The organism is Gordonia sp. IEGM753 (genome assembly GCF_050321825.1).
GTDB lineage: Bacteria > Pseudomonadota > Gammaproteobacteria > Pseudomonadales > Pseudomonadaceae > Aquipseudomonas.
The window spans coordinates 2,120,103-2,141,755 of sequence record NZ_JBNQGB010000001.1; the positions used below are offsets into that span (position 1 = coordinate 2,120,103).

The window sequence follows — 21,653 nt, forward strand, 5'->3', positions numbered from 1 at the left end:
TCAATACAGTGGCGAACTTGCGTCGCCACTTTCATGCGTCATCGGCGGGGCTTACTGAGGGACAGCCGTTACCTTGAGGGTGCTGGAATCTTTATCGGCTTCAGCGCCGAACCACTGCTTGTGGATTTTGCCGAGCGTGCCGTCCTCTTTCATCTTGCTGATGATGTCGTTTACCTGGTCACTCATCGCCCAGCCCTTGGCGTGCATCAGCGAGTAACGTTCACCGGTAGGGATGCGCGCAACAATGGTGTATTGCGGCTTGTCCTTGATGTAATACAGCACCGCAGGAATATCGCTGAGGTAACCGTCGATGCGTCCGGAAGCCAGGTCGAGCATGGCAGGCGACAGGCCTTCGTAACGCGATACATCGGCAAACTTGTACTCGTCCTTGTGCTGACCGATCCACATGTCACCGGTCGAACCGGTATCCACCCCAACCACTTTGTCGGCCATATCGGCCAGGCTCTTGACCTTGGAGGTGGTCAGCGCCGTCAGCGACTGGTCACTGTCGAAGTAAGGCTGGGCGAAGGCTACCGACTCCAGGCGTTTGGGGGTGATGGTGATCGATGAAATAGCGATGTCGACTCGCTTGGACTGCACGGCACTGAACAGTCCGTTGAACGGAATGTTGATGAACTCCACGCTTTTCCCGGCGCGTTTGGCCACCTCTTTCACCACATCGACTTCGAAGCCGGCAAACTCACCTTTGGCGTCCTGGAACTCCCACGGCACGTTGCCAACGTTAGCACCTACAGTCCAGTCAGCTGCCCAGGCTGGCAGTGAAACTGCAGCCGTCATGAACAATCCCAACATTACTTTCGATTTCATGTTTGCTCCCCGTTGATTTGTCTTTTTAGGTGCTAACAGCTGCTGATGTCGTGCAACGTGGAATTGAGACTAAAACAGTGAATTAAATAATTCAACGATTTATTTTGATGAATATTTTGCTCCATCTTGGCGCCAAAAACGTGCCGCTGCCCCGTAATTGAGCCACCGCATATAGAGGCATCGTGACAGCTCACCTGACCAAAGGTGTTAACCGTCCGGACCATCTCCGAGGAATAGCCATACAATTTCGTATACCATCTGCGAATCTCCCTGCGAATGATCAAACCCGTGGCCCTACCAAAACTTAACGCTCCCGACCTTGGCAACTCGCCGTCGACGTCGGAAATCATCACCCGCCATCTGCGCGATGCCATCGTCGCCGGACATTTCGCCGAGGATGAGCCGATTCGTCAGGACGACGTCGCACGTCAGTTCAATGTCAGCAAGATTCCGGTGCGCGAAGCCCTCAAGCGTCTGGAGGCCGAAGGCCTGGTGATGTTCCAGCGCAACCGCGGGGCGATGGTCACGCGGGTTTCCGATGCTGAATTGGCGCAAATGTTCGAAGTGCGCATGCTGCTTGAAGACAAAGTGCTGCGCCTGGCCATTCCGAACATGACCGAAGAAACGTTCGCCCGCGCTGAACGCATCTGCCAGGAGTTCATCGGTGAGGACGACGTGGGACGCTGGGCCGTGCTGAACTGGGAACTTCACGCCTGCCTTTACGAGCCGGCGCAACGACCGTTTCTGGTGGGGTTGATTCGCTCGGTGAACGACAAACTGGAGCGTTACCTGCGCATGCAGATGAGCCTGTCGGCGGGCAAGGAGCGCGCAGACCACGAACACCGCGAAATTCTGGCCGCGTGTCGCGCCGGTGACGTGGATTTGGCAGTGAAACTGCTCGACGAGCACATCGCCGGCGTCTGCAAAACCCTGTTCGAGCATCTGCCACACAGCCATTGATCACTCGTAGCACTGTGCTGATTTCGTCACAGGCACCGAATAAAACCCTCAAGCCGACACCCCCCTGCAAGGGCCACTCTTTCGTTCACTCATCTGAACGGACGTGGCCTTCCCATGAAACGCATCACCGTGATCGACTCCCACACCGGCGGCGAACCGACCCGCCTCGTCACCGCAGGCTTTCCTGACGTGGGCACCGGCAGCATGGCCGAACGCCGACAGCTGCTGGCCGCAGAGTATGATCAGTGGCGGGCGGCGTGTGTGCTCGAACCCCGCGGCAGTGATGTACTGGTCGGCGCCTTGCTCTGTGAACCGGTAGACCCGAGCGCCTGTGCCGGTGTGATCTTCTTTAACAACAGCGGTTACCTCGGCATGTGCGGCCACGGCACCATCGGCCTGGTGGCGTCGCTGGCGCACCTGGGCAAGATCGGGCCCGGTGTCCACAGCATCGAAACCCCGGTGGGGACAGTTCAGGCAACGCTGCACGAAGACCATTCGGTGAGCGTGCGCAACGTGCCGGCCTACCGTTATCTCAAGGCTCTAGCGCTGGAGGTGCCTGGCGTTGGCCGGGTGGTCGGCGATGTCGCCTGGGGCGGAAACTGGTTTTTCCTGGTCGCCGAGCACGGTCTGCAAATCACTGGCGATAACCTTGAAGCACTCACCGCTTACACCTATGCCGTGCAACAAGCGCTAGAAACGCAGGGCTTTCGCGGTGAAGACGGTGGCCTCATCGACCACGTCGAACTGTTCGCCGAGGACGCCCACGCCGACAGCCGCAACTTTGTCCTGTGCCCCGGCAAGGCGTATGACCGCTCACCGTGCGGCACTGGCACCAGCGCAAAACTGGCGTGCCTTGCCGCCGACGGCAAACTACAACCGGGACAGCTCTGGCGCCAGGCCAGCGTGATCGGCAGCGAATTTGAAGGCTCGTATCAAGTTCAGGGCGAACGTATCGTACCGACGATTCGGGGCCGGGCCTTTATCAGTGCCGAAGCCAGCCTGATCATCGAACAGGATGACCCGTTTGCCTGGGGCATTCGCCCATGAGTGACGGCCTCGCCGCCGACGTGATCGTGATCGGTGCCGGCATTATCGGCGCCGCGTGTGCGCAGGCGCTGGCCCGGCGTGGCTTACGCGTGCTGGTGCTCGATGCTGGGCTGCCCGGTGCAACGGCGGCGGGCATGGGCCACTTGCTGGTGCTCGACGACAATCCTGCCGAATTGGCGCTCAGCCAATACTCGCTGCAGCGCTGGCGCGAACAGGCGCCCTCCTTGCCCGAGGGCTGCGCCTACCGCAGCAACGGCACGTTGTGGCTGGCGGCCAATACTGAAGAAATGGCCGTCGCCCACAGCAAATACCTGAACCTGCAGGCCCACGGCATTGCTTGCGAACTGGTCACCAGCCGTGCCCTGCGCGAGCGTGAACCGCAGTTGCGCGAAGGCCTTGAAGGCGGATTGCTGATCAACGGTGACGGCATTCTGTATGCCCCGACCACCGCTCGCTGGATGCTCCAAACACCCAACATCAGCCTGCGCCGAGCGCGTGTCAGTGAAGTCGATGGCAACCGTGTACGCCTCGATGACGGACACTGGTTGAAGGCCGAAGCGGTGATTCTGGCCAACGGGATCCAGGCCAGCGAACTGTGCCCGGAACTGCCGATAGAACCGAAAAAGGGTCACCTGCTGATCACCGATCGCTACCCGGCAATGGTTCGTCACACGCTGGTCGAACTCGGCTATGTCACCAGCGCCCACAACGCCAGCGGCCCATCGACGGCCTGCAATATCCAGCCACGTCCGACCGGGCAATTGTTCATCGGCGCCTCACGACAGTTTGGTACGACCGACCCGCAGGTAGAAGGCTGGATGCTCGCCAAAATGCTCAAGCGGGCCACTGAATACATGCCGGGGCTGGCGCAACTCAACGGCATCCGCGCCTGGACCGGTTTTCGCGCCGCCAGCCCCGATGGCTTGCCGTTGGTGGGCCAGCACCCGCAACGCCAAGGCTTGTGGCTGGCCGTCGGGCATGAAGGACTGGGCGTTACCACGGCGCCCGGTACCGCCGACCTGTTGGTGGCGCAGCTGTTCAATGAAACATCGCCGCTGGCCGCCCAAGCCTATTTGCCGCAGCGTTTTCTGGGAGCACGTGCTTATGCCTGAATTGACGCTGGACGGTCGCACCCTGAGCGTTGCCGACGGCACCAGTGTCGCCGCTGCATTGGCGCTGGGTGGCGACGGCTGCAGTCGCACATCGGCGAGCGGCCAACGCCGGGCACCGCTGTGCGGCATGGGCATTTGCCAGGAGTGCCGGGTGACCATCGATGGCCGTCGGCGCCTGGCGTGTCAGACGCTGTGCCGTGACGGCATGCACGTGGAGACTCAGCCATGAGCGAGTATGCCGACCTGCTGATCATTGGTGCCGGTCCTGCCGGCATGGCTGCCGCACTGGCCGCCGCACCGAGTGGCGCACGCATCGTCATGCTCGACGACAATCCGTTGCCGGGAGGGCAAATCTGGCGCGATGGCCCTCAAGCAAAACTGCCCGAATTAGCCCGGCAGTTGCGTCAGCGCATAGAGCGCTGCAGCAACATCACCCGCCATCCCGGCACACGAGTCATCGCCTGTGACGGCCCGAAAAACCTGCTGGTCGAAGATGACGAGCGTGGATGGCTGATCAGCTATGACAAGTTGATCGTGTGCACCGGCGCCCGGGAATTGCTGCTGCCCTTCCCCGGTTGGACCTTGCCTGGCGTGACCGGAGCCGGCGGCTTGCAAGCGCTGATCAAGGGCGGCTTACCGGTGTCCGGCGAGCGCCTGGTGATTGCCGGCAGCGGGCCTCTGTTGTTGGCCAGCGCCTCCACCGCTAAACACCACGGCGCCCAAGTACTGCGGATCGCCGAACAAGCAAGCATCGTCCGGGTGGCCGGTTTTGCAGCACAACTGCCACGCTGGCCGGCCAAGCTGCTGCAATCGTGCACCTTGTTCGACCGCCATTACGTCACCGGCACCCATGTATTGGCCGCGCTGGGCACTGATCGCCTGGAGGCTGTGCGCTTGCAGCAGCACGGCAAAATCATCGAACTGGCGTGCGAGCGATTGGCGTGTGGTTTCGGTTTGATCCCTAACACTCAGCTCGGCCAAGCCCTGGGACTCGAACTCCGTGGGCAGGCACTGGCGGTTGATGCCTGGCAGGCCAGCAGCCGCGTCGATCATTACGCGGCGGGCGAATGCACCGGTTTTGGTGGCAGCGAACTGGCGCTGGCGGAGGGCGCGATTGCCGGTCACACCGCGGTCGGTGAATCTCGACAAGCGCAAGCATTATGGCCGCGTCGTGCACGCTGGCAGGGTTTTGCCGATGCGCTGAACAACGCCTTCCGTCTCGACCCGCAACTGAAGACGCTGGCACAACCCGACACGCTGGTATGCCGTTGCGAGGATGTGCCTTACGGGGCACTGGCAACCCACACAGAATGGCGCGAAGCCAAACTGACCAGCCGTTGCGGAATGGGTGCCTGTCAGGGCCGGATCTGTGGTGGCGCCGTGCAGCATCTATTCGGCTGGCAACCGTCGGCGCCGCGCCCGCCATTCAGTCCGGCACGTATCGAGACATTGATGTGCCTGGACGACACTGCACCTGAGTGAATAACGAATTGGGGGTTTCGGCGTTACTGCCGAGTCTTTATGATCGCGCAGACAGCCCCCAGACCTCAGCGCCATGTACGCCTCGCTTACTGACTTAAAACCGTGCGACCTGCCCACGCTGCTGAGCAGCTTGCAACCGATTCGCGCATTGCTCGACACGCTGTCGGACGTGGTTTTTTTCATCAAGGACAGCGAAGCCCGCTACGCCTTCGTCAACCAGACACTGGCCCGGCGCTGCGGTTATAAAGAACGCGAAGAGCTGCTCGGGCGTACCGCCGAAATGGTGTTCCCGGAGCGCTTCGGCCCGCTCTATACCGCCCAGGATCGCCGCGTGCTGGCGAGCGGTCGGGAGCTGGCGGATCAACTGGAATTGCACCTCTATTACGGCAACCAGCCTATCTGGTGCCTCACCCACAAACTCGCGTTGTATGACCAGCAAGGTCAGATTGTTGGCCTGGCCGGTATCTCCCGCGATTTGCAATTACCGCAATCCAGCCACCCGGCGTTCCAGAAACTGGCAGCGGTGGATGCGCATATTCGCAACCATTTCGCCCGACCGATCAGCCTCGCCGAATTGACAGCGATTGCCGGGTTTTCCGTGGCGCAACTGGAACGCCACTGCAAGCGGGTATTCCAGCTCACCCCACGGCAAATGATTCATAAGGCACGCCTCGAAGAATCCTCGCGACTGTTGTTGCACACCGATTTGCCCATCACCGAAATTGCCCTGCGCTGTGGTTACACCGACCACAGCGCATTCAGTCGGCAGTTCCGTGCGTTGACCAGTCTGGCGCCCAGCCAATACCGCGAAAGCCGCCGCTGAAAACAGGTGTTCCTTAAAGGGGCGCCGAGCACAGCAATGCTCCCTTCTGTAACACCCGTTTGCCTGCTGATTTTTTCCCGACCTCGACCGCCGCCGCTGTAAGCCGCGTGACAGAACGCCTGACTGCTAATTAATGCATCGAACAAAAACAGGCACGCTGATTGCTAATTAAATATCGTATACGAAATTCACAATACGATATCTAACAGCACTTCACCGACACGAGGCCTCTATGAAAAACCCCGCATTTGCCGTAGCCCTCAGCGCTGTTCTCAGTACCTCCTTCATCGCCACGGCCCACGCCGACAAGCTCGATGACATCATTGGCTCGGGCAAGCTGCGCTGCGCCGTCACCCTGGATTTCCCGCCGATGGGCTTTCGTGATGAAAGCAATAACCCGGCAGGTTTCGACGTCGACTACTGCCGCGATCTGGCGAAAATCCTCGGGGTTGAGGCCGAAGTGGTTGAGACGCCGTTCCCGGATCGAATCCCGGCACTGGTTTCCGGTCGCGCAGACATCATCGTCGCGTCCACTTCCGACACCCTGGAACGGGCCAAAACGGTCGGCCTCACCGTGCCCTATTTTGCGTTCCAGATGGTGGTGCTGACCCGAGACAACACGGGCATTAACAGCTTCGATGACTTGAAAGGCAAAGCCTTGGGCAACACCAGCGGCACCTATGAAGCCATTGCGCTTGAGAAAGACGTGAAGAGCTGGGGCAGCGGCAGTTTCCGGGCCTATCAATCGCAAAATGACACCTTGCTGGCAGTCGCCCAAGGTCACATCGACGCCACCGTCGTTACCAACACTGTGGCCGCCGCGACCCTTAAATCGGGCAAATACAAAAACCTGAAGATCGCCGGTAACGCACCCTATGTGATCGACTATGTATCGCTGGGCGCCAAGCGCAACGAGTACGGCCTGATCAATTACCTCAACCTGTTCGTCAACCAGCAGGTGCGCACGGGTCGCTACAAAGAGCTGTTCGTCAAATGGGTAGGCACCGATATTCCGCCAACCAATCTCACCGTGCCTCAGGTCTACTACTGAGGTGTCCGGCATGCCTAGGAGCACTTCTCTCACCGGTCGCAGCCTGGTCAACGGCGCCGCCCAGGGCGAGCTACTGTTCGCCGATGTCGGGCTGAGTTTTTGGGGCGGTGTCGACCCGGTCAGCGGCGAGGTCATTGACCGCCATCACCCGCTCAGCGGCGAACAACTGGCCGGCCGGGTGCTGGCCATTCCCAGTGGTCGCGGCTCGTGTACGGGCAGTAGCGTGATGATGGAGTTGATCAGTAACGGCCACGCACCCACCGCATTGGTGCTGGCCGAGCCGGATGAAATCCTGACCCTGGGCGTGCTGGTGGCACAGATTATTTTCGAGCGCTCACTGCCGGTGCTCTGCATCGGCCAGGAGGCTTTTGCAGCCCTTCGCGGCAACGCCTTCGCACGGCTCGAACGCAGCTCACTAACGGTGTTCGAACACCTGCCGGAGGACACATGGCAGCTACCTGAATTTCCATTGACCATCGATGAAACCGGCGCTTCGATTGAGCTGACCGAACAGGATCGGGCGTTGCTTGACGGGCAGCACGGCAAAGCCGCACAGGTCGCGATGCAGATTGTCTTGCGCATGGCACACCTGCAAGGTGCCCGACACCTGGTGGATGTGACTCAGGCGCACATCGATGGCTGTATCTACACCGGTCCGGCGAGCCTGCGCTTTGCCGAACAATTAGTGCAGTGGGGGGCAAACGTTCGCGTGCCCACCACCCTCAATTCAATCTCGGTAGACCAGCGTCGCTGGCGTGAATTGGGCATCGACCCGGCACTCGGCGAGCCGGCCAGTGCCTTGGGCGATGCGTATATGGCAATGGGTGCGCAATTGAGTTTTCCTGCGCGCCGTACTTGCTCGACAGCGCCCCGAAGGCCGGGGAGCAAATTGTCTGGGCTGAATCCAACGCCGTGGTCTACGCCAACAGCGTGCTCGGCGCACGCACCCTTAAATACCCCGACTACCTCGACATCTGCATCGCCCTGACCGGTCGTGCACCCTTGATAGGTTGTCATCTGGACGCGCCTCGCAAAGCTCAATTACTTGTCGAGTTACCGGCGTTGGGTGAACTGGATGACTCTTTTTACCCGTTGCTGGGTTATCACATAGGTGCATTGTCCGGCAGCCGCATTCCGTTGGTGCTGGGGCTGGAACAACGCAAACCTGGCCTGGACGATCTGAAAGCGTTCGGTGCGGCGTTTGCCACCACCTCCGCCGCGCCGCTGTTTCACATTGCCGGCGTAACCCCGGAAGCACTCGATCCGGTACAGGTGCTGGTAGCCGATGGATCGCTGCCGGTTGAGAAAATCCAACTGCAGGACTTGTTGCTCAGTTGGCGCGAACTCAACAGCGCCCGTGATCCTGAAGTGAACGTGGTCTCACTGGGTAATCCGCATTTTTCCCTCAGCGAGTTCGCGCATTTGGCGCGTCTTTGCCTTGGCCGACACAAGCACCCCGACGTGGTGCTGGCCATTACGTGTGGCCGAGCAGTGCTGGAACAGGCACGCGAGGCCGGGCACATCGCGGTGATCGAAGCGTTCGGCGCAACGCTGGTGACCGATACCTGCTGGTGCATGCTCGGTGAACCGGTTATCCCGCCGGCCGCCACCACACTGATGACCAACTCGGGCAAATACGCCCATTACGCGCCGGGACTCGTAGGTCGCAAGGTGCATTTTGCCAGCCTTGGCGAATGCGTAGACAGCGCTTGCACGGCCCTTGCCAGCGGACGTTTGCCGACCTGGTTGCAACCGGCCACCTGCGCGGAGTGCCCAACGCATGTTTGATTACACCTTCCAATGGCGCTCGGCTCTGCGCGCCTTGCCGGACATGCTCGCCGGTGCCTTGGTCACCTTTGAGACCGCAGCGCTGTCGATGATTTTTGGTGTGCTGATCGCCTTGGCGTTGACGGTAATGCGCGAAGCCAAACACCCGTTGTTGCGCGGCATTGGCAATGGCTGGGTATCGATTGCGCGGAACACGCCGTCGCTGTTTCAAATTTACGTGCTGTATTTCGGCCTCGGCTCCATGGGCCTGCACGTCAGCTCGTGGTTCGCGCTGCTGGCCGGGATCACTTTCAACAACGCGGGCTACCTCGCGGAAAACTTTCGCGGCGGCCTCAAGGCCGTGCCGGATACGCAAGTACGCGCCGCGCGTTCGTTGGGCATGAGCGCATTCCAGGCCTACCGGATGATCATCGTCCCGCAATTGCTGCGCATCGTCTTTTACCCGCTGACCAATCAAATGGTCTGGGCGGTATTGATGACGTCGCTGGGCGTGATCGTCGGGCTCAACAATGACCTCACTGGCGTCACGCAGGACTACAACGTCAAGACGTTCCGCACCTTCGAATACTTCGCCATTGCAGCGGTGCTGTATTACCTGATTGCCAAAGCGATCGTCGCGACAGCCCGGCTGATGGCCTGGCGGTTGTTCCGCTATTGAGGACGTGACCATGTTTACCACCAGTTTTTCCTGGAACGACCTGTTGTTCTTGCTCGAAGGTGCCTGGGTCACGCTGCAACTGACGTTTTGGTCGATCATTTTGGGCTCGGTGGCCGGGCTGCTGTTCGGTTTGCTGCGCGCACTGTTGCCGCGCGCCAGTTTGCCGCTGGCGTGGGTGCTCGACGTGTTTCGCAGCGTGCCGTTGCTGATCCAGTTTGTACTGTTCAATTCACTGAAAAGCATCGTCGGCTTGAACATCAGCGCGTTCAGCGTCGGCTGCATTGTGCTGGGGGTTTATGCCGCCGCGTATTTCACCGAAATCGTGCGCAGCGGCGTGTTGTCGGTGCCGTTGACCGTACGCCGCGCCAGTCGCTCCCTGGGCCTGAGCTACCTGCAAGACCTGCGCTGGATCGTCCTGCCAATGGCCACGCGGGTCGCTTTCCCCGGCTGGCTGAACCTGGTGCTCAGTGTGATGAAAGACACTGCACTGGTGATGTGGATTGGCATCGTCGAACTGCTGCGCGCCTCGCAAACCATCGTCACCCGCATTCAAGAACCATTGCTGGTGCTGTGCATCGCGGGCCTTATCTATTACGTCATGAGCCTGGTGGTCGCTCGCCTCGGCGCTCGTCTGGAAAGAAGGTGGCAAGAAAATGATTGAGATCGACAACGTGCACAAATCCTTCGGCGACCTGGAAGTGATCAAAGGCGTCAGCCTGACAGTGAACAAGGGCGAAGTGGTGTCGATCATCGGCGGCTCCGGTTCCGGGAAATCGACGCTGTTGATGTGCATCAATGGCCTGGAACCCATCCAGAAAGGCACCATCCGCGTCGACGGAACCGAGGTTCATCACAGCGCCACCAACCTCAATCACCTGCGGCAAAGAATCGGCATTGTGTTCCAGCAATGGAATGCCTTTCCGCATTTGACCGTGCTCGAAAACGTGATGCTCGCACCGCGCAAAGTGCTCGGCAAAAGCAAGGCCGAAGCCGAAGCCCTGGCCGTGCAGCAACTGACCCACGTTGGTTTGAGTGACAAGCTCAAGGCGTTTCCCGGCAAGTTGTCGGGCGGCCAGCAACAGCGGATGGCCATCGCCCGGGCCTTGGCGATGTCACCGGATTACATGCTGTTTGACGAAGCGACCTCGGCCCTTGACCCACAACTGGTCGGCGAAGTGCTGGACACCATGCGCATGCTCGCCGAAGACGGCATGACCATGGTTTTGGTGACTCACGAAATCCGTTTTGCCCGGGACGTGTCCGACCGCGTGGCGTTCTTTCGCAACGGCTTGGTGCATGAGATCGGTGCGCCAGACCAGGTTATCGGCAATCCGGTGCATGCGGAAACGGCGGCGTTTCTTAAATCGGTGAAATAACGGATGGCCCCATCGCTGGCGAGCCGGCGCCCACTGTGGGTGCGGGTGTGCTCGTAAAGGGGCCCCATCAGACGAAACCAGGAGCAATCCATGCGTTCATCAAAAGTCATTCATGTGGTCAGCTGCCACGCCGAAGGCGAGGTCGGCGATGTGATTGTCGGCGGCGTTGCGCCACCACCCGGCGCCACGGTATGGGAGCAATCGCGCTGGATCGCCCAGGATCAGACCTTGCGCAACTTCGTGCTCAACGAGCCTCGCGGTGGCGTGTTTCGCCACGTCAATTTGCTGGTGCCGGCCAAGGACCCGAGGGCGCAAATGGCGTGGATCATCATGGAGCCGGCCGACACGCCACCGATGTCCGGTTCTAACTCATTGTGCGTGGCCACGGTGTTGCTCGACAGCGGCATTTTGCCGATGACCGAACCGCAAACCCGGCTGGTACTTGAAGCGCCCGGTGGGCTGATCGAGGCAGTGGCTGACTGCCGCGACGGTAAGGTCGAGCGCGTGGAAATCAAGAATGTGCCCTCCTTCGCCGACCGGCTCGACGCCTGGATAGAAGTCGAAGGCGTCGGTTCGCTACAGGTCGACACTGCGTATGGAGGCGATAGCTTCGTGATCGTCGATGCCGAGCGCCTGGGCTTTTCGATCAGCCCGGACGAGGCCGCCGATCTGGTTGCAGTCGGCTTGAAAATCACCCGCGCCGCCAACGAACAACTGGGCTTCGTTCATCCGCTGAATGCCGAGTGGTCACACATATCGTTCTGCCAGATTGCAGCGCCAATCGTCTACGAGAACGGCATCGCAACCGGTGCCAACGCGGTGGTGATCCAACCCGGCAAGATTGACCGCTCGCCCACTGGCACTGGCTGCTCGGCGCGCATGGCGGTGTTGCAGGCCAAAGGATTGATGCAGGTAGGCGAGCGCTTTATCGGACGCTCGATCATCGGTTCCGAGTTTCACTGCCGTATCGATTCCTTGACCGAAGTGGCAGGACGTCCGGCCATCTACCCATGCATTTCCGGCAGGGCCTGGATCACCGGCACCCACCAATTGCTGCTCGACCCGAGCGACCCGTGGCCACAAGGCTATCGCCTGTCCGACACCTGGCCCGGCGCCTGAAAACCCTAACGATCAACAGACTGACAAACGGCTGAAAAACCGCCGGCCACAGTGAAAAAAGCAGTAGCCGGAAGTGGGCCTTTGCAATATCGTATACGAAATACTTTTCTACGAACCGGAGGTAACAATGAGCAAGCGCATAAACTGGAGTGGCGTCTTCCCCGCGGTGACCACTCAATTCAACGATGACTTTTCGATCAACCTGGAAAAGACCCATCAGGTCATCTCCAACGTGATCCGTGACGGTGTCTCGGGGCTGGTGGTCTGCGGTTCGGTTGGCGAAAACACCTCGCTGACCGCTGAAGAAAAAATCGCCGTGACCGAAGTGGCAGTCGATGCCTCTCGCGGTCGCGTGCCGGTCATCTGCGGCGTCGCAGAATTCACTAGCGTGCAAGCCGCCAAGGTCGCCAACGCCGTGCGCAAGGTCGGCGTCGACGGCGTGATGCTGATGCCGGCGCTGGTGTACGGTTCCAAACCCTTCGAGACCGCCGAGCACTATCGCTACGTCGCAAAAAACGCCGATGTGCCGTTGATGGTTTACAACAATCCACCGATCTACAAAAACGACGTAACCCCGGACATCCTGATTTCACTGGCCGACTGCGACAACGTGGTGTGCTTCAAGGATTCTTCCGGCGACACCCGGCGCTTCATTGATGTACGCAATGAAGTGGGTGACCGTTTTGTACTGTTCGCAGGCCTCGACGACGTGGTGCTGGAAAGCATCGCGGTGGGTGCCGAAGGCTGGGTGTCGGGCATGTCCAACGTGTTCCCCAAAGAAGGCGAGACCATTTTCCGCCTGGCCAAGGCCGGACGCTTTGCCGAAGCCATGCCGATCTACGAATGGCTGATGCCGATCCTGCACCTCGATGCCCGCGCCGACCTGGTGCAGTGCATCAAATTGTGCGAAGCCATCGCCGGTCGCGGCAGCGCGCTGACCCGTCCACCACGTTTGGCCCTGCCAGAAGCTGATCGCGTATTTGTCGAGCGGATCATGGCCAAGGCCCTGGCCAATCGTCCGCAGTTGCCGGACGTCGGCCTCTGAGTGATTGCCGGGCGGACTTTCTCGGGTCCGGCCCGGCTGCCTGTTATTGCGCCCCCACAGGAAACGCCAGCATGTCTAATCCTCAAAGCACTGCAAGCGCAACCACACCGTCAGGCTTGAAACGTGTCGTGGCAGCCGCCATGGCCGGCACCGTTGCCGAATGGTATGAGTTTTTTCTTTATGGCACCGCTTCGGCACTGGTCTTCGGCCAGTTGTTTTTTCGACAGACCGACAGCCCGGTCGACGGCATTCTTGCCGCGTTCGCGTTGTACGCCGTCGGTTTTCTTGCTCGCCCGTTAGGGGGGTTGGTATTCGGTCATTACGGTGACAAATTCGGCCGCAAACGCCTGCTGCAATTAAGCCTGGTGGTGGTGGGCGTCACCACGTTCCTGATGGGTTGCCTGCCTGGCTTCGACCAGATCGGCTACGCGGCGCCGATACTGCTGGTGTTGTTGCGGCTGATCCAGGGTTTCGCGTTCGGCGGTGAATGGGGTGGCGCAATCCTGCTGGTGTCTGAACATTGTCCGGACAATCGCCGTGGCTTCTGGGCCAGTTGGCCGCAAGCAGGCGTGCCGGCCGGCAACCTGGTGGCGACCGTTGCCCTGCTGCTGTTGTCATCGAATTTGTCCGAGGAGCAATTCCTGGCCTGGGGTTGGCGCGTGGCGTTCTGGTTCTCGGCGGTGGTGGTGCTGATCGGTTACTGGATTCGCACCAGCGTCGATGACGCGCCGATCTTTAAAGAAGCTCAAGCGCGACAGGCGTTGAACAAGCAACAGCAACTGGGCGTGGTGGAAGTTTTGCGCCATCACTGGCGCGCAGTGCTGGTCGGTATCGGTGCCCGATTTGCCGAAAACATTCTCTACTACACCGTGGTTACCTTCTCCATCACCTACCTCAAACTGGTGGTGCACAAAGACACTTCACAGATTCTGTTGCTGATGTTTGGCGCGCATTTGCTGCACTTTTTCCTGATTCCGCTGATGGGTTACCTGTCCGACCTGGTGGGGCGCAAACCGGTGTACCTGACCGGCGCGGTACTGACGGCATTTTGGGGTTTCGTCGGGTTTCCGATGATGGACACCGGTAATAACTGGCTGATCATGGCCGCCATTACGTTGGGCCTGGCCATCGAGTCTATGACCTATGCGCCCTACTCCGCGTTGATGGCCGAGATGTTCCCGACTCATGTGCGCTACACGGCGCTGTCGCTGTGTTATCAAGTGGCGCCGATATTCGCAGGCTCACTGGCACCGTTGATAGCCCTCACCTTGCTCAACAAGTATCACAGCTCTACACCCATTGCCTTTTACTTGGTGGGCGCTGCGTTGATCTCGATTGTTGCCGTCGGATTGACCCGCGAGACCCGTGGCAAGTCACTGCATGCTGTGGACGCAGAATCCGCCGCGCGCATCGCCGCACTCGAGCCAGCGAACGCTGCCCGTCGAGCCGATTCATTGGCCTGATCGGCGCACACCGAGATTTATGCCTCGAACGCAAATCCCGTAGGAAACCGGCTTGCCGGTGATGGCGATTCTGAAGACGCCATCGCTGGCAAGCCAGTTTGTCACGACACCAGCAGTGCGTTCAGATCGTTGTACAGCGCCTCGGGGATTTGCACCCCGTCCACCGCGCTCCGCGCTCGTGCTTCATAACGCCGCTGCGACGGCAAACGTGCACCCTGGCCTTGAATGCTCGCGAACAACACTTCGGCCCGGGCTAAATGCTGCTCGGTAGCGTCACCGAGGAAGCGTCGCGGATCCAGGGCAATGATCAGCTCGCCATGGTACGGCGACGATTTGCTGCCAGCGTCGTACGCCAGCGATTCGGCACTGGTCAGGTCACCAATCAGCGGCCCGGCAATCAACTCCACCATAGCCGCCAGCGCCGAGCCTTTGTGCCCGCCAAACGTCAGCATCGCGCCGGCATCCAGCACCACATTGGGGTCAGTGCTCGGCTGCCCTTCAGCATCTACGCCCCAACCTTCGGGAATGGCATGGCCGGCACGCCGATGCAGCTCGATCTCACCTCGGGCAATCGCACTGGTCGCGAAATCGAACACAAAGGGTTCGGTCCCGGATCGCGGCCAACCGAACGCAATCGGATTGGTCCCGAACACCGGCAGGCTGCCACCCGCCGGCGCGACCCAGGCATGGCTGGGATTGCACGCCAAGGCGACCAGACCGGCAGCGGTCAGCTGTTCGATCTCGACCCACAACGCAGAAAAATGCACACACCGGTTGATCGCCAGTGCAGCGACTCCGTTAGCGCGGGTTTTTTCCTGCAGCATCGGCAGTCCGGCCTGGAAGGCCAACTGGGAAAAACCGCCCGCCGCATCGACGCGTACTATTGAAGGCGCCTGATCGATCACCGTCGGCTGCGCATCGGCAACAACCTTGCCGGCACGCAGTGAGTTCACGCAGCCCAGTACCCGGTACAAGCCATGCGAGGCGCAGCCATCACGCTCGCCCGCCACCACCGTGTCGGTAATCGCACGTGCGTGGGCCAGGTTAAAACCGTTGTGCAGCAAGATTGATTCGGCCAGCTCGCGAGCTTCAGCCAGGGACAGTCGGATCATGATCAACTCCTTGAACAGACCTTCCAGCCTGACCTGTTCGAGGATTCACGGCTTGATCACTTTAACCCTGGCTTATGACGAATTCGGCACACTGCAATGACCGTTGCTACGACACCACATCGATCAACTGCTCGCGCAGCGCCCCCGTCAGCATCGGTCCAAAACCAGCGCCGGCGTTGTCTGCCATCGAACGCGGGTTGCCAGTGCCCGGGATCACACAGGTGACGGCCGGATGCGTCAGCAAAAACTTCAGCAGCAGTTGCGGCCAGCTGTTGACCTGCACCTGTGAAGCCCAACCTGGCAGGGGTTTACCTTTCAGTCGGCGGAGCAAATCACCGCCGCCAAACGGCCGGTTGCAGATCACCGCAACGCCCCTTTCACGGCACAGCGGCAAGATGCGCTTCTCGACGGCGCGGTCATCCAGCGCATAATTGATCTGCAAAAAATCCAGAGATTCAGCCTGCAGCACCGCTTCCACTTCGGCATAAGCCGACGAGGTGTAGTGGCTGATACCGATATAGCGGATACGCCCTTCTTCCTTCCATTGACGCAGCGTCGGCAAGTGGGTTTTCCAGTCCACAAGGTTGTGGATCTGCATCAGGTCGATACAGTCGGTTTGCAACAACCTGAACGATTGCTCCATCTTCGCGATGCCTTCCTTGCGTCCGCGCGTCCAGACCTTGGTCGCCAGAAACGCCGGCGATCGCGGTTGATGAATCGACAACAGTTCACCGCTGGTTTGCTCGGCGCGGCCATACATCGGCGAGCTGTCGATCAGCGTGCCACCCTTTTCGAACAACGCATTGAGCACCGCAGGCAACTGTTTACCAGCAGGGTCTGACGGCGCGACATCAAAGCCGCGATAAGTACCCAACCCGACGATGGGCAGCGGCTCGGCGCTGGAAGGAATGGCTCGGGTCTGCATGTTTTTGCCTCCTGGTGCGATCGATAAAGTCGATGGCGCGACCGATCTACTACACTCTGACAGCGATTCAGCCATCGCAGTATCCGAGCCCAGAGCATTCAATGCCGCCACCTAACGTTAGCCGAATGTCGCGCATCCTGATGGTTATCGTCATCGTCGCTGCCGCGTTGTACCTGGCTCTGTGCGCCGCGCTGCTGGTATTTCAGCGGTCGCTGATCTACTTCCCACAACCCGATACCGCAGACACACCGGCCTCGCTGCTGAAGCTTGCGCGCGTGGACGCTGAAGTGCTGGTGTCTGTTCGAGCACACGCAGGCCCTGAGGCATTGATTTATTTTGGGGGTAATGCCGAAGACGTTTCACGAAACCTGCCGGTGTTCGCCCACGCCTTCCCTGAGCAGGCGCTTTACCTGATGCACTACAGGGGATTCGGCGGCAGCACGGGCTCGCCATCGGAAGAAGCAAACGCAAGCGATGCCATCGCGCTGTTCGACAAGGTTCACGCTGAACATCCGAACGTAGCCGTGGTGGGCCGCAGTTTGGGGTCCGGCGTTGCCGTGCGTCTCGCCAGCGAACGCCCGGCCTCGCGGCTGATTCTGATCACGCCTTACAACAGCCTGCAGGAAATCGCCCAACGCCAATACCCGATGTTTCCGGTGAAGTGGCTGCTGCGCGACACGTTTGAATCCTGGAAGTACGCCAGCCAGATCCACGTGCCAACGCTGCTGATTGCCGCCGAACTCGACGAGATCATTCCGCGCGCCAGCACCGAACGGCTGTATCGGCATTTCGCCAAAGGCGTCGCAACGCTGAAGGTGATACCGGGCGTGGGGCATAACTCGATAGCCGAGAGCCAAGATTATTTGAAATTGCTGGGCTCCGGTTTGCCTTGATCAATCAGGCTTTCAAACGATAGCCGGGTACTCATCCGAACTGTCCGGCCACGCGGTCAGTATCTCAAACCCGTCATCGGTGACCGCCACCATGTGCCCCACTGCGCCGACAGCGACTGGTCCTTGGTGACGACGGTCCAGCCATCCGCCAGGGTTTTCACATAGCGTTTACCGGCGTTCAACATCGGCTCGATGGTGAAAATCATCCCGGGCTTGAGCTTCATGCCTTGGCCCGGATAACCGTAATGCAGGATTTGCGGTTCATCGTGGTAGACCTTGCCGATGCCGTGCCCGCAGTACTCACGCACCACACTGAAGCCTTCCTGTTCGGCCTTGGCCTGAATGGCGTGGCCGATGTCGCCCAATGTAGCGCCGGGGCGGACCATTCTGATGCCGGCACACATGGCGTCGTAGGTGGTTTTGACCAAGTGCCTGGCCTGAGTGCTGGGTTCACCGACAAAATACATGCGGCTGGTATCGCCGAACCAGCCATCCTTGACCACGGCAATGTCGATGTTGACGATGTCGCCGTTCTCCAGTGGCGTAGCCGAGGGAATGCCGTGGCACACCACCTGGTTGACCGAGGCACACACGGTTTTCGGAAAGCCGTGATAACCGACGTTACCGGGAATGGCTTTTTGCACGTTGACGATGTAGTCGTGGCACAGCCGATCGAGTTCGTCGGTGGTGACCCCCGCTTTCACGTGGGGCGTGATCATGGCCAGCACTTCGGCGGCGAGCTGCCCCGCGACGGCAGACCTGGCGATGTTTGCCGGGCTATGGATAACCACATCAGCCTTCATTGCTTGGCTCCCGACACCGCACGAACCCGCGGGTTTTGCGCAACGTCGGCGAGTTCGCAGAGGCTGTTCACGTCAAGGCCACCTGCTTGCTCGGCACGAATCAGCAAGCGACAGATTTCGCTGTGGTTCAGGTCGGGATACAACTCCGTCAGCATCCCGATGCGCATCCAGTGTTCGGCCTGCGCGTTGATCGAACGACTAAGTGCATCGCTCGCAACGCGCAGGTTTTCGTGCATGCCTTCTGAAATTTTTACGATACCCATGAATCCATCCGATATGAAATGCATATGAAACGTATATTATGCGATATCGATGGGGATCACAAATTCGCCTACAAAAACGAGATCGGGTACTGCAGGATCAACCGGTTTTCATTAAAACTGTTGGTATTGCCGAAGCTTCGACGCTGGGTTGCATTGCGCCAGCGCAGGTTGAGGGTTTTCAATGTTCCGCTCTGAAACGTGTAGCCCACCTCGGTTTCACGGCCCCGTTCTTCGCCATCGGTGACGGCACCGGTGTGCACATTGCTGCCCTTGATAAAGCGGTTCATCAAGGTCAGGCCGGGCACACCCAACGCTGCGAAGTTGTAGTCATGGCGTACCTGCCAGGAACGCTCCTTGGCCAAGTCGTAACTGGAGCCATAACTGTCGTTGGCCAATGTCCCGCCGCTGGTGCCGGCGATGCGTTGCAAGCCTGTGTCGCCGGTAAGGCGCTGCAAACCGATATAAAAGGTGTTGCCGCCGGTCTTCAGCGAGAACAGGCCCGACAACGTGCGGTTGTCTTCGCTACCGGCCAATGCGGCGCCATCCTCGGTGCCGATGAAATAGCCGATGTTGGCCCCCAGCGTCAGGTTTTCGCTGATCGGTTGCGTGTGCAACAACTGGAAGTACTGCTGCTGATAAACGTCTTCGAGCTGGCCGTACCAGGCAGCTACCACGGTGTGTTTGTCATTGAAGGTGTAGTCGGCGCCCGCGAAGTTGAACGCATCGGATTCGATACTGTTTTTGCCATGCAACGACGTGCCGACACTGTTTTGTGACAGCTTCTCCATGCTTGCATCGTTGCGCTGGCTGTTGCCGCGAAACTGGCCGCCGTACAGCGTGACGTCAGTTATTTCCCGCGAGGTGATCTGCGCGCCTTCCAGTGTTTGCGGCAATGAGCGGCCGTCATCCGCACGCAATATCGGCAACACCGGCATCCATTCGCCGACTTTCAGTTCGGTGTTCGACAGTTTGACCTTGCCGGCCACCGCCAGACGGCCGAAGTCATCCGCCGGGCGGTTGCCGTCGTGGGTCGGCAATAATTGCGTGCCATAGGTGCCGCGGCCACCGTCCAGCTTGAGCGCCCACATGCCCAGCGCATCGACGCCAAAACCAACGGTGCCGGCAGTGAAACCGGATTTTGCGTCCAGGATAAAGCTCTGCGTCCACTCGGCAGCCTGGCCATGCCCGGTCGATCCGGGCAGTGCTTTCGAGGCGCCGTTATCCACAAAATTACGGCTCATGTAGAAGTTGCGCAGCGTTAGATTGACCTTGGCATCGTCCACAAAACCCTCGGCCTGAACCACAGGCGCAAGGCTGGTGAAACCCAGTGCGATGACCAGGGATTTCTGGCGCGCACGGCTAAGTATGAGGTTCATTATGGTTGTCCCCGATTTATTGTTATTGGGTGAAACCCAGGCCTCGTCAGACGAGGCTCCGGTTTTTCAGGCGCAAGTGATCCCGTCCCCGACCTCGGTCGCGGAGCGCATTCAAGGATCAGGAAGCGTCAGGTATTGGAGTGCAGCGTAACCAGTGGCGAGTGACGACGAGGTCGGCGTGCCACCCAGGACAACACGCACGTGAGCAGCACCGAGCCGATGGCCGCGCCCACCCACAACTGCGACAGGGTATTGAAGTCGTAGAGTTTGATGCCCGTGGCCGACAGCGTCGTACCGCGCTGAATGATCACCCCGGTGAGCATCTCGCCTGCGGCCGCACCGATGTAACTGACAATGCCGATCATGCCCAGCGCCGCACCGGCCGCTGCTTTACCGGCGATGTCGACCGCCATCAGGCCGCCAAGGAAACACAGCAGCGCGCCCAACGAACTGCCGAAAATAACCATCGACAGCACGTCCATCCAGTAATGCCCGGCCGGGCCGTAGAGGAACAACGCCAGGCCTGCGGCATTCATCGCACCGAAGGCAATCGCCAGACCGTGACGGCGACCGGCGAAGAAACGATCCGATATCAACCCGCTCAAACCTGTGCCGGCAATACCGCAGATGCTCGCCACCGAGATCAGCGTTGATGCACTGAGGGTGTCGTAGTGCTTGGCGTTTTCGAGGAAGAACACACCCCAGGAATTGACCGCGTAACGACCCACATACATCAGGCAGGACGCCAGTGCCAACAGCCACAGCGCTGGGCTTTTGAGCAACAGCCACTGGATAGAAGCGACGCTGGCGGCGGTGTCTTTTATCTCAAGTTCTGGCTTGGAGTTGACCGGAGCAAAGCCCTCGCTTTCCGGCGAATCCGACATGAAGGCGAACACCAGCACAATGCCGAGCAGGCCCATGGCAGTGGCTAGCCAATAACCGTACTGCCAGCCCCACGTCACCACCACAGCCGCCACCGCGACATAGGTCAGCGCTTCGCCAAGGTTATGCGCGATCGACCAGAAACCGTAATAAGTACCGCGTTCGGTATCGCCATACCAGCGGGCCAGCGACACCACGCACGGTCCTACGCCCATTGATTGCGCCCAGCCATTGATGCCCCAGGCCAGGGTCAGAATAACCGCGTTGGTGGTCAGACCCATGCAGGCATTGACCAGTGCGCTCAGCGCCAGGCCGAGCATCATGAAGCGGCGTACGTTGGCGTGATCCGCGAGAAAACCGTTGACCAGTTTGCCGATGGCGTAAGTGAAAAACAGCGCCGAACCGATCATGCCCAATTCGCTGGGGCTGAGAATGTCCTGGGACACCAATGCCGGTTTGACCACGTTGAACGACAACCGACACACGTAGAACAATGCGTAACTCAATGACATCGACAACAGCGTTTGCAGGCGCACACGCCTGAACAGCTTGGGGTCTATTTCGGGGTCCAGCGCACGCGCTGGTGCAGCCTTGAGAAAGCTGAATAAAGATTTCATAGCCGACAGTTCCTGTTTTTATTGTGCTGT

21 protein-coding genes and 1 pseudogene are annotated in these 21,653 nt (G+C 59.7%); 15 read left to right on the plus strand and 7 right to left on the minus strand.

Translation table 11 applies throughout. From position 1 onward, the window contains the following. Window positions 1–51: 51 nt before the first annotated feature. Window positions 52–828 (minus strand): transporter substrate-binding domain-containing protein, encoded by a 777-nt coding sequence (locus tag ACQR3R_RS09475; protein ID WP_428271800.1) that lies wholly within the window; start codon window positions 826–828, stop codon window positions 52–54. Between the two features lie 288 nt (window positions 829–1,116). Between ACQR3R_RS09475 and ACQR3R_RS09480 the strand changes: the two genes are divergently transcribed. The 14 genes and pseudogenes from ACQR3R_RS09480 to abaF all read left to right on the plus strand — a co-directional run bounded on the left by ACQR3R_RS09480 (window position 1,117) and on the right by abaF (window position 14,752). Next, window positions 1,117–1,788 (plus strand): FCD domain-containing protein, encoded by a 672-nt coding sequence (locus ACQR3R_RS09480; protein ID WP_428271801.1) that lies wholly within the window; start codon window positions 1,117–1,119, stop codon window positions 1,786–1,788. Between the two features lie 114 nt (window positions 1,789–1,902). Next, entirely contained in the window at window positions 1,903–2,835 is a 933-nt protein-coding gene (locus ACQR3R_RS09485; protein WP_428271802.1) for a 4-hydroxyproline epimerase, read from the plus strand. Next, window positions 2,832–3,947 carry an FAD-dependent oxidoreductase gene (locus tag ACQR3R_RS09490; RefSeq protein WP_428271803.1) on the plus strand — a complete coding sequence of 372 codons (1,116 nt, stop codon included), beginning with the start codon at window positions 2,832–2,834 and terminating at the stop codon, window positions 3,945–3,947. Before ACQR3R_RS09485 ends, ACQR3R_RS09490 begins: the two co-directional genes overlap by 4 nt. Further along, window positions 3,940–4,176 carry a 2Fe-2S iron-sulfur cluster-binding protein gene (locus tag ACQR3R_RS09495; RefSeq protein ID WP_428271804.1) on the plus strand — a complete coding sequence of 79 codons (237 nt, stop codon included), beginning with the start codon at window positions 3,940–3,942 and terminating at the stop codon, window positions 4,174–4,176. The genes ACQR3R_RS09490 and ACQR3R_RS09495 overlap by 8 nt, the downstream gene beginning before the upstream one ends. Continuing rightward, the gene (locus tag ACQR3R_RS09500; RefSeq protein ID WP_428271805.1) at window positions 4,173–5,429 is read left to right on the plus strand and encodes an FAD-dependent oxidoreductase; all 1,257 of its coding nucleotides are present in this window, start codon (window positions 4,173–4,175) and stop codon (window positions 5,427–5,429) included. Before ACQR3R_RS09495 ends, ACQR3R_RS09500 begins: the two co-directional genes overlap by 4 nt. A gap of 73 nt (window positions 5,430–5,502) precedes the next feature. Continuing rightward, complete coding sequence (locus ACQR3R_RS09505; RefSeq protein WP_428271806.1) at window positions 5,503–6,252, plus strand: helix-turn-helix domain-containing protein; 750 nt, start codon at window positions 5,503–5,505, stop codon at window positions 6,250–6,252. A gap of 232 nt (window positions 6,253–6,484) precedes the next feature. Then, window positions 6,485–7,303, plus strand: a complete 819-nt coding sequence (locus ACQR3R_RS09510) for a transporter substrate-binding domain-containing protein (protein ID WP_428271807.1) — start codon at window positions 6,485–6,487, stop codon at window positions 7,301–7,303. Window positions 7,304–7,313: 10 nt separating this feature from the next. Next, window positions 7,314–9,091 (plus strand): annotated as a pseudogene (locus ACQR3R_RS09515) (aconitase X). Further along, entirely contained in the window at window positions 9,084–9,749 is a 666-nt protein-coding gene (locus tag ACQR3R_RS09520) for an ABC transporter permease subunit (protein WP_428271808.1), read from the plus strand. The pseudogene ACQR3R_RS09515 and the gene ACQR3R_RS09520 overlap by 8 nt, the downstream one beginning before the upstream one ends. A 10-nt stretch (window positions 9,750–9,759) precedes the next feature. Continuing rightward, a complete protein-coding gene (locus ACQR3R_RS09525; protein WP_428271809.1) occupies window positions 9,760–10,410 on the plus strand; it encodes an ABC transporter permease subunit in 651 nt (216 codons plus the stop codon). Next, window positions 10,403–11,125: an ATP-binding cassette domain-containing protein gene (locus ACQR3R_RS09530; RefSeq protein ID WP_428271811.1), complete on the plus strand. Its 723-nt coding sequence runs from the start codon at window positions 10,403–10,405 to the stop codon at window positions 11,123–11,125. The genes ACQR3R_RS09525 and ACQR3R_RS09530 overlap by 8 nt, the downstream gene beginning before the upstream one ends. Window positions 11,126–11,215: 90 nt before the next feature. After that, window positions 11,216–12,244 (plus strand): trans-3-hydroxy-L-proline dehydratase, encoded by a 1,029-nt coding sequence (locus ACQR3R_RS09535; protein ID WP_428271813.1) that lies wholly within the window; start codon window positions 11,216–11,218, stop codon window positions 12,242–12,244. A 127-nt stretch (window positions 12,245–12,371) separates the two neighbouring features. Further along, window positions 12,372–13,289 carry a dihydrodipicolinate synthase family protein gene (locus ACQR3R_RS09540; RefSeq protein ID WP_428271814.1) on the plus strand — a complete coding sequence of 306 codons (918 nt, stop codon included), beginning with the start codon at window positions 12,372–12,374 and terminating at the stop codon, window positions 13,287–13,289. Window positions 13,290–13,360: 71 nt separating this feature from the next. Further along, window positions 13,361–14,752 (plus strand): fosfomycin efflux MFS transporter AbaF, encoded by a 1,392-nt coding sequence (abaF, locus tag ACQR3R_RS09545; protein WP_428271815.1) that lies wholly within the window; start codon window positions 13,361–13,363, stop codon window positions 14,750–14,752. A 101-nt stretch (window positions 14,753–14,853) separates the two neighbouring features. On the opposite strand, the gene ACQR3R_RS09550 is transcribed toward abaF, so the two are convergent. Together ACQR3R_RS09550 and ACQR3R_RS09555 are read right to left on the minus strand one after the other, a co-directional pair. Next, window positions 14,854–15,864, minus strand: a complete 1,011-nt coding sequence (locus ACQR3R_RS09550; RefSeq protein WP_428271817.1) for an Ldh family oxidoreductase — start codon at window positions 15,862–15,864, stop codon at window positions 14,854–14,856. Between the two features lie 106 nt (window positions 15,865–15,970). Then, complete coding sequence (locus ACQR3R_RS09555; RefSeq protein ID WP_428271818.1) at window positions 15,971–16,789, minus strand: aldo/keto reductase; 819 nt, start codon at window positions 16,787–16,789, stop codon at window positions 15,971–15,973. Between the two features lie 125 nt (window positions 16,790–16,914). Here ACQR3R_RS09555 and ACQR3R_RS09560 point away from each other — a divergent pair, with 125 nt between their 5' ends. Then, window positions 16,915–17,682: a serine aminopeptidase domain-containing protein gene (locus tag ACQR3R_RS09560; protein ID WP_428271819.1), complete on the plus strand. Its 768-nt coding sequence runs from the start codon at window positions 16,915–16,917 to the stop codon at window positions 17,680–17,682. A gap of 56 nt (window positions 17,683–17,738) precedes the next feature. Here the strand turns inward: ACQR3R_RS09560 and map are convergent, their stop codons facing one another. The 4 genes from map to ACQR3R_RS09580 all read right to left on the minus strand — a co-directional run bounded on the left by map (window position 17,739) and on the right by ACQR3R_RS09580 (window position 21,623). Further along, window positions 17,739–18,485 (minus strand): type I methionyl aminopeptidase, encoded by a 747-nt coding sequence (gene map / locus ACQR3R_RS09565; RefSeq protein WP_428271821.1) that lies wholly within the window; start codon window positions 18,483–18,485, stop codon window positions 17,739–17,741. Then, window positions 18,482–18,748 carry a TA system antitoxin ParD family protein gene (locus ACQR3R_RS09570; protein ID WP_428271823.1) on the minus strand — a complete coding sequence of 89 codons (267 nt, stop codon included), beginning with the start codon at window positions 18,746–18,748 and terminating at the stop codon, window positions 18,482–18,484. The genes map and ACQR3R_RS09570 overlap by 4 nt, the downstream gene beginning before the upstream one ends. Window positions 18,749–18,816: 68 nt before the next feature. Continuing rightward, window positions 18,817–20,124 (minus strand): OprD family outer membrane porin, encoded by a 1,308-nt coding sequence (locus tag ACQR3R_RS09575; RefSeq protein ID WP_428271824.1) that lies wholly within the window; start codon window positions 20,122–20,124, stop codon window positions 18,817–18,819. A 128-nt stretch (window positions 20,125–20,252) separates the two neighbouring features. Beyond that, complete coding sequence (locus tag ACQR3R_RS09580; RefSeq protein ID WP_428271826.1) at window positions 20,253–21,623, minus strand: MFS transporter; 1,371 nt, start codon at window positions 21,621–21,623, stop codon at window positions 20,253–20,255. Between the last annotated feature and the right edge of the window lie 30 nt (window positions 21,624–21,653).

Coding starts and splice junctions, on each gene's coding strand:
- ACQR3R_RS09475 (WP_428271800.1), bottom strand. CDS start 828: ATGAAATCGAAAGTAATGTTGGGATTGTTCATGACGGCTGCAGTTTCA.
- ACQR3R_RS09485 (WP_428271802.1), top strand. CDS start 1,903: ATGAAACGCATCACCGTGATCGACTCCCACACCGGCGGCGAACCGACC.
- ACQR3R_RS09490 (WP_428271803.1), top strand. CDS start 2,832: ATGAGTGACGGCCTCGCCGCCGACGTGATCGTGATCGGTGCCGGCATT.
- ACQR3R_RS09495 (WP_428271804.1), top strand. CDS start 3,940: ATGCCTGAATTGACGCTGGACGGTCGCACCCTGAGCGTTGCCGACGGC.
- ACQR3R_RS09500 (WP_428271805.1), top strand. CDS start 4,173: ATGAGCGAGTATGCCGACCTGCTGATCATTGGTGCCGGTCCTGCCGGC.
- ACQR3R_RS09505 (WP_428271806.1), top strand. CDS start 5,503: ATGTACGCCTCGCTTACTGACTTAAAACCGTGCGACCTGCCCACGCTG.
- ACQR3R_RS09510 (WP_428271807.1), top strand. CDS start 6,485: ATGAAAAACCCCGCATTTGCCGTAGCCCTCAGCGCTGTTCTCAGTACC.
- ACQR3R_RS09520 (WP_428271808.1), top strand. CDS start 9,084: ATGTTTGATTACACCTTCCAATGGCGCTCGGCTCTGCGCGCCTTGCCG.
- ACQR3R_RS09525 (WP_428271809.1), top strand. CDS start 9,760: ATGTTTACCACCAGTTTTTCCTGGAACGACCTGTTGTTCTTGCTCGAA.
- ACQR3R_RS09530 (WP_428271811.1), top strand. CDS start 10,403: ATGATTGAGATCGACAACGTGCACAAATCCTTCGGCGACCTGGAAGTG.
- ACQR3R_RS09535 (WP_428271813.1), top strand. CDS start 11,216: ATGCGTTCATCAAAAGTCATTCATGTGGTCAGCTGCCACGCCGAAGGC.
- ACQR3R_RS09540 (WP_428271814.1), top strand. CDS start 12,372: ATGAGCAAGCGCATAAACTGGAGTGGCGTCTTCCCCGCGGTGACCACT.
- abaF (WP_428271815.1), top strand. CDS start 13,361: ATGTCTAATCCTCAAAGCACTGCAAGCGCAACCACACCGTCAGGCTTG.
- ACQR3R_RS09550 (WP_428271817.1), bottom strand. CDS start 15,864: ATGATCCGACTGTCCCTGGCTGAAGCTCGCGAGCTGGCCGAATCAATC.
- ACQR3R_RS09555 (WP_428271818.1), bottom strand. CDS start 16,789: ATGCAGACCCGAGCCATTCCTTCCAGCGCCGAGCCGCTGCCCATCGTC.
- ACQR3R_RS09560 (WP_428271819.1), top strand. CDS start 16,915: ATGTCGCGCATCCTGATGGTTATCGTCATCGTCGCTGCCGCGTTGTAC.
- map (WP_428271821.1), bottom strand. CDS start 18,485: ATGAAGGCTGATGTGGTTATCCATAGCCCGGCAAACATCGCCAGGTCT.
- ACQR3R_RS09570 (WP_428271823.1), bottom strand. CDS start 18,748: ATGGGTATCGTAAAAATTTCAGAAGGCATGCACGAAAACCTGCGCGTT.
- ACQR3R_RS09575 (WP_428271824.1), bottom strand. CDS start 20,124: ATGAACCTCATACTTAGCCGTGCGCGCCAGAAATCCCTGGTCATCGCA.
- ACQR3R_RS09580 (WP_428271826.1), bottom strand. CDS start 21,623: ATGAAATCTTTATTCAGCTTTCTCAAGGCTGCACCAGCGCGTGCGCTG.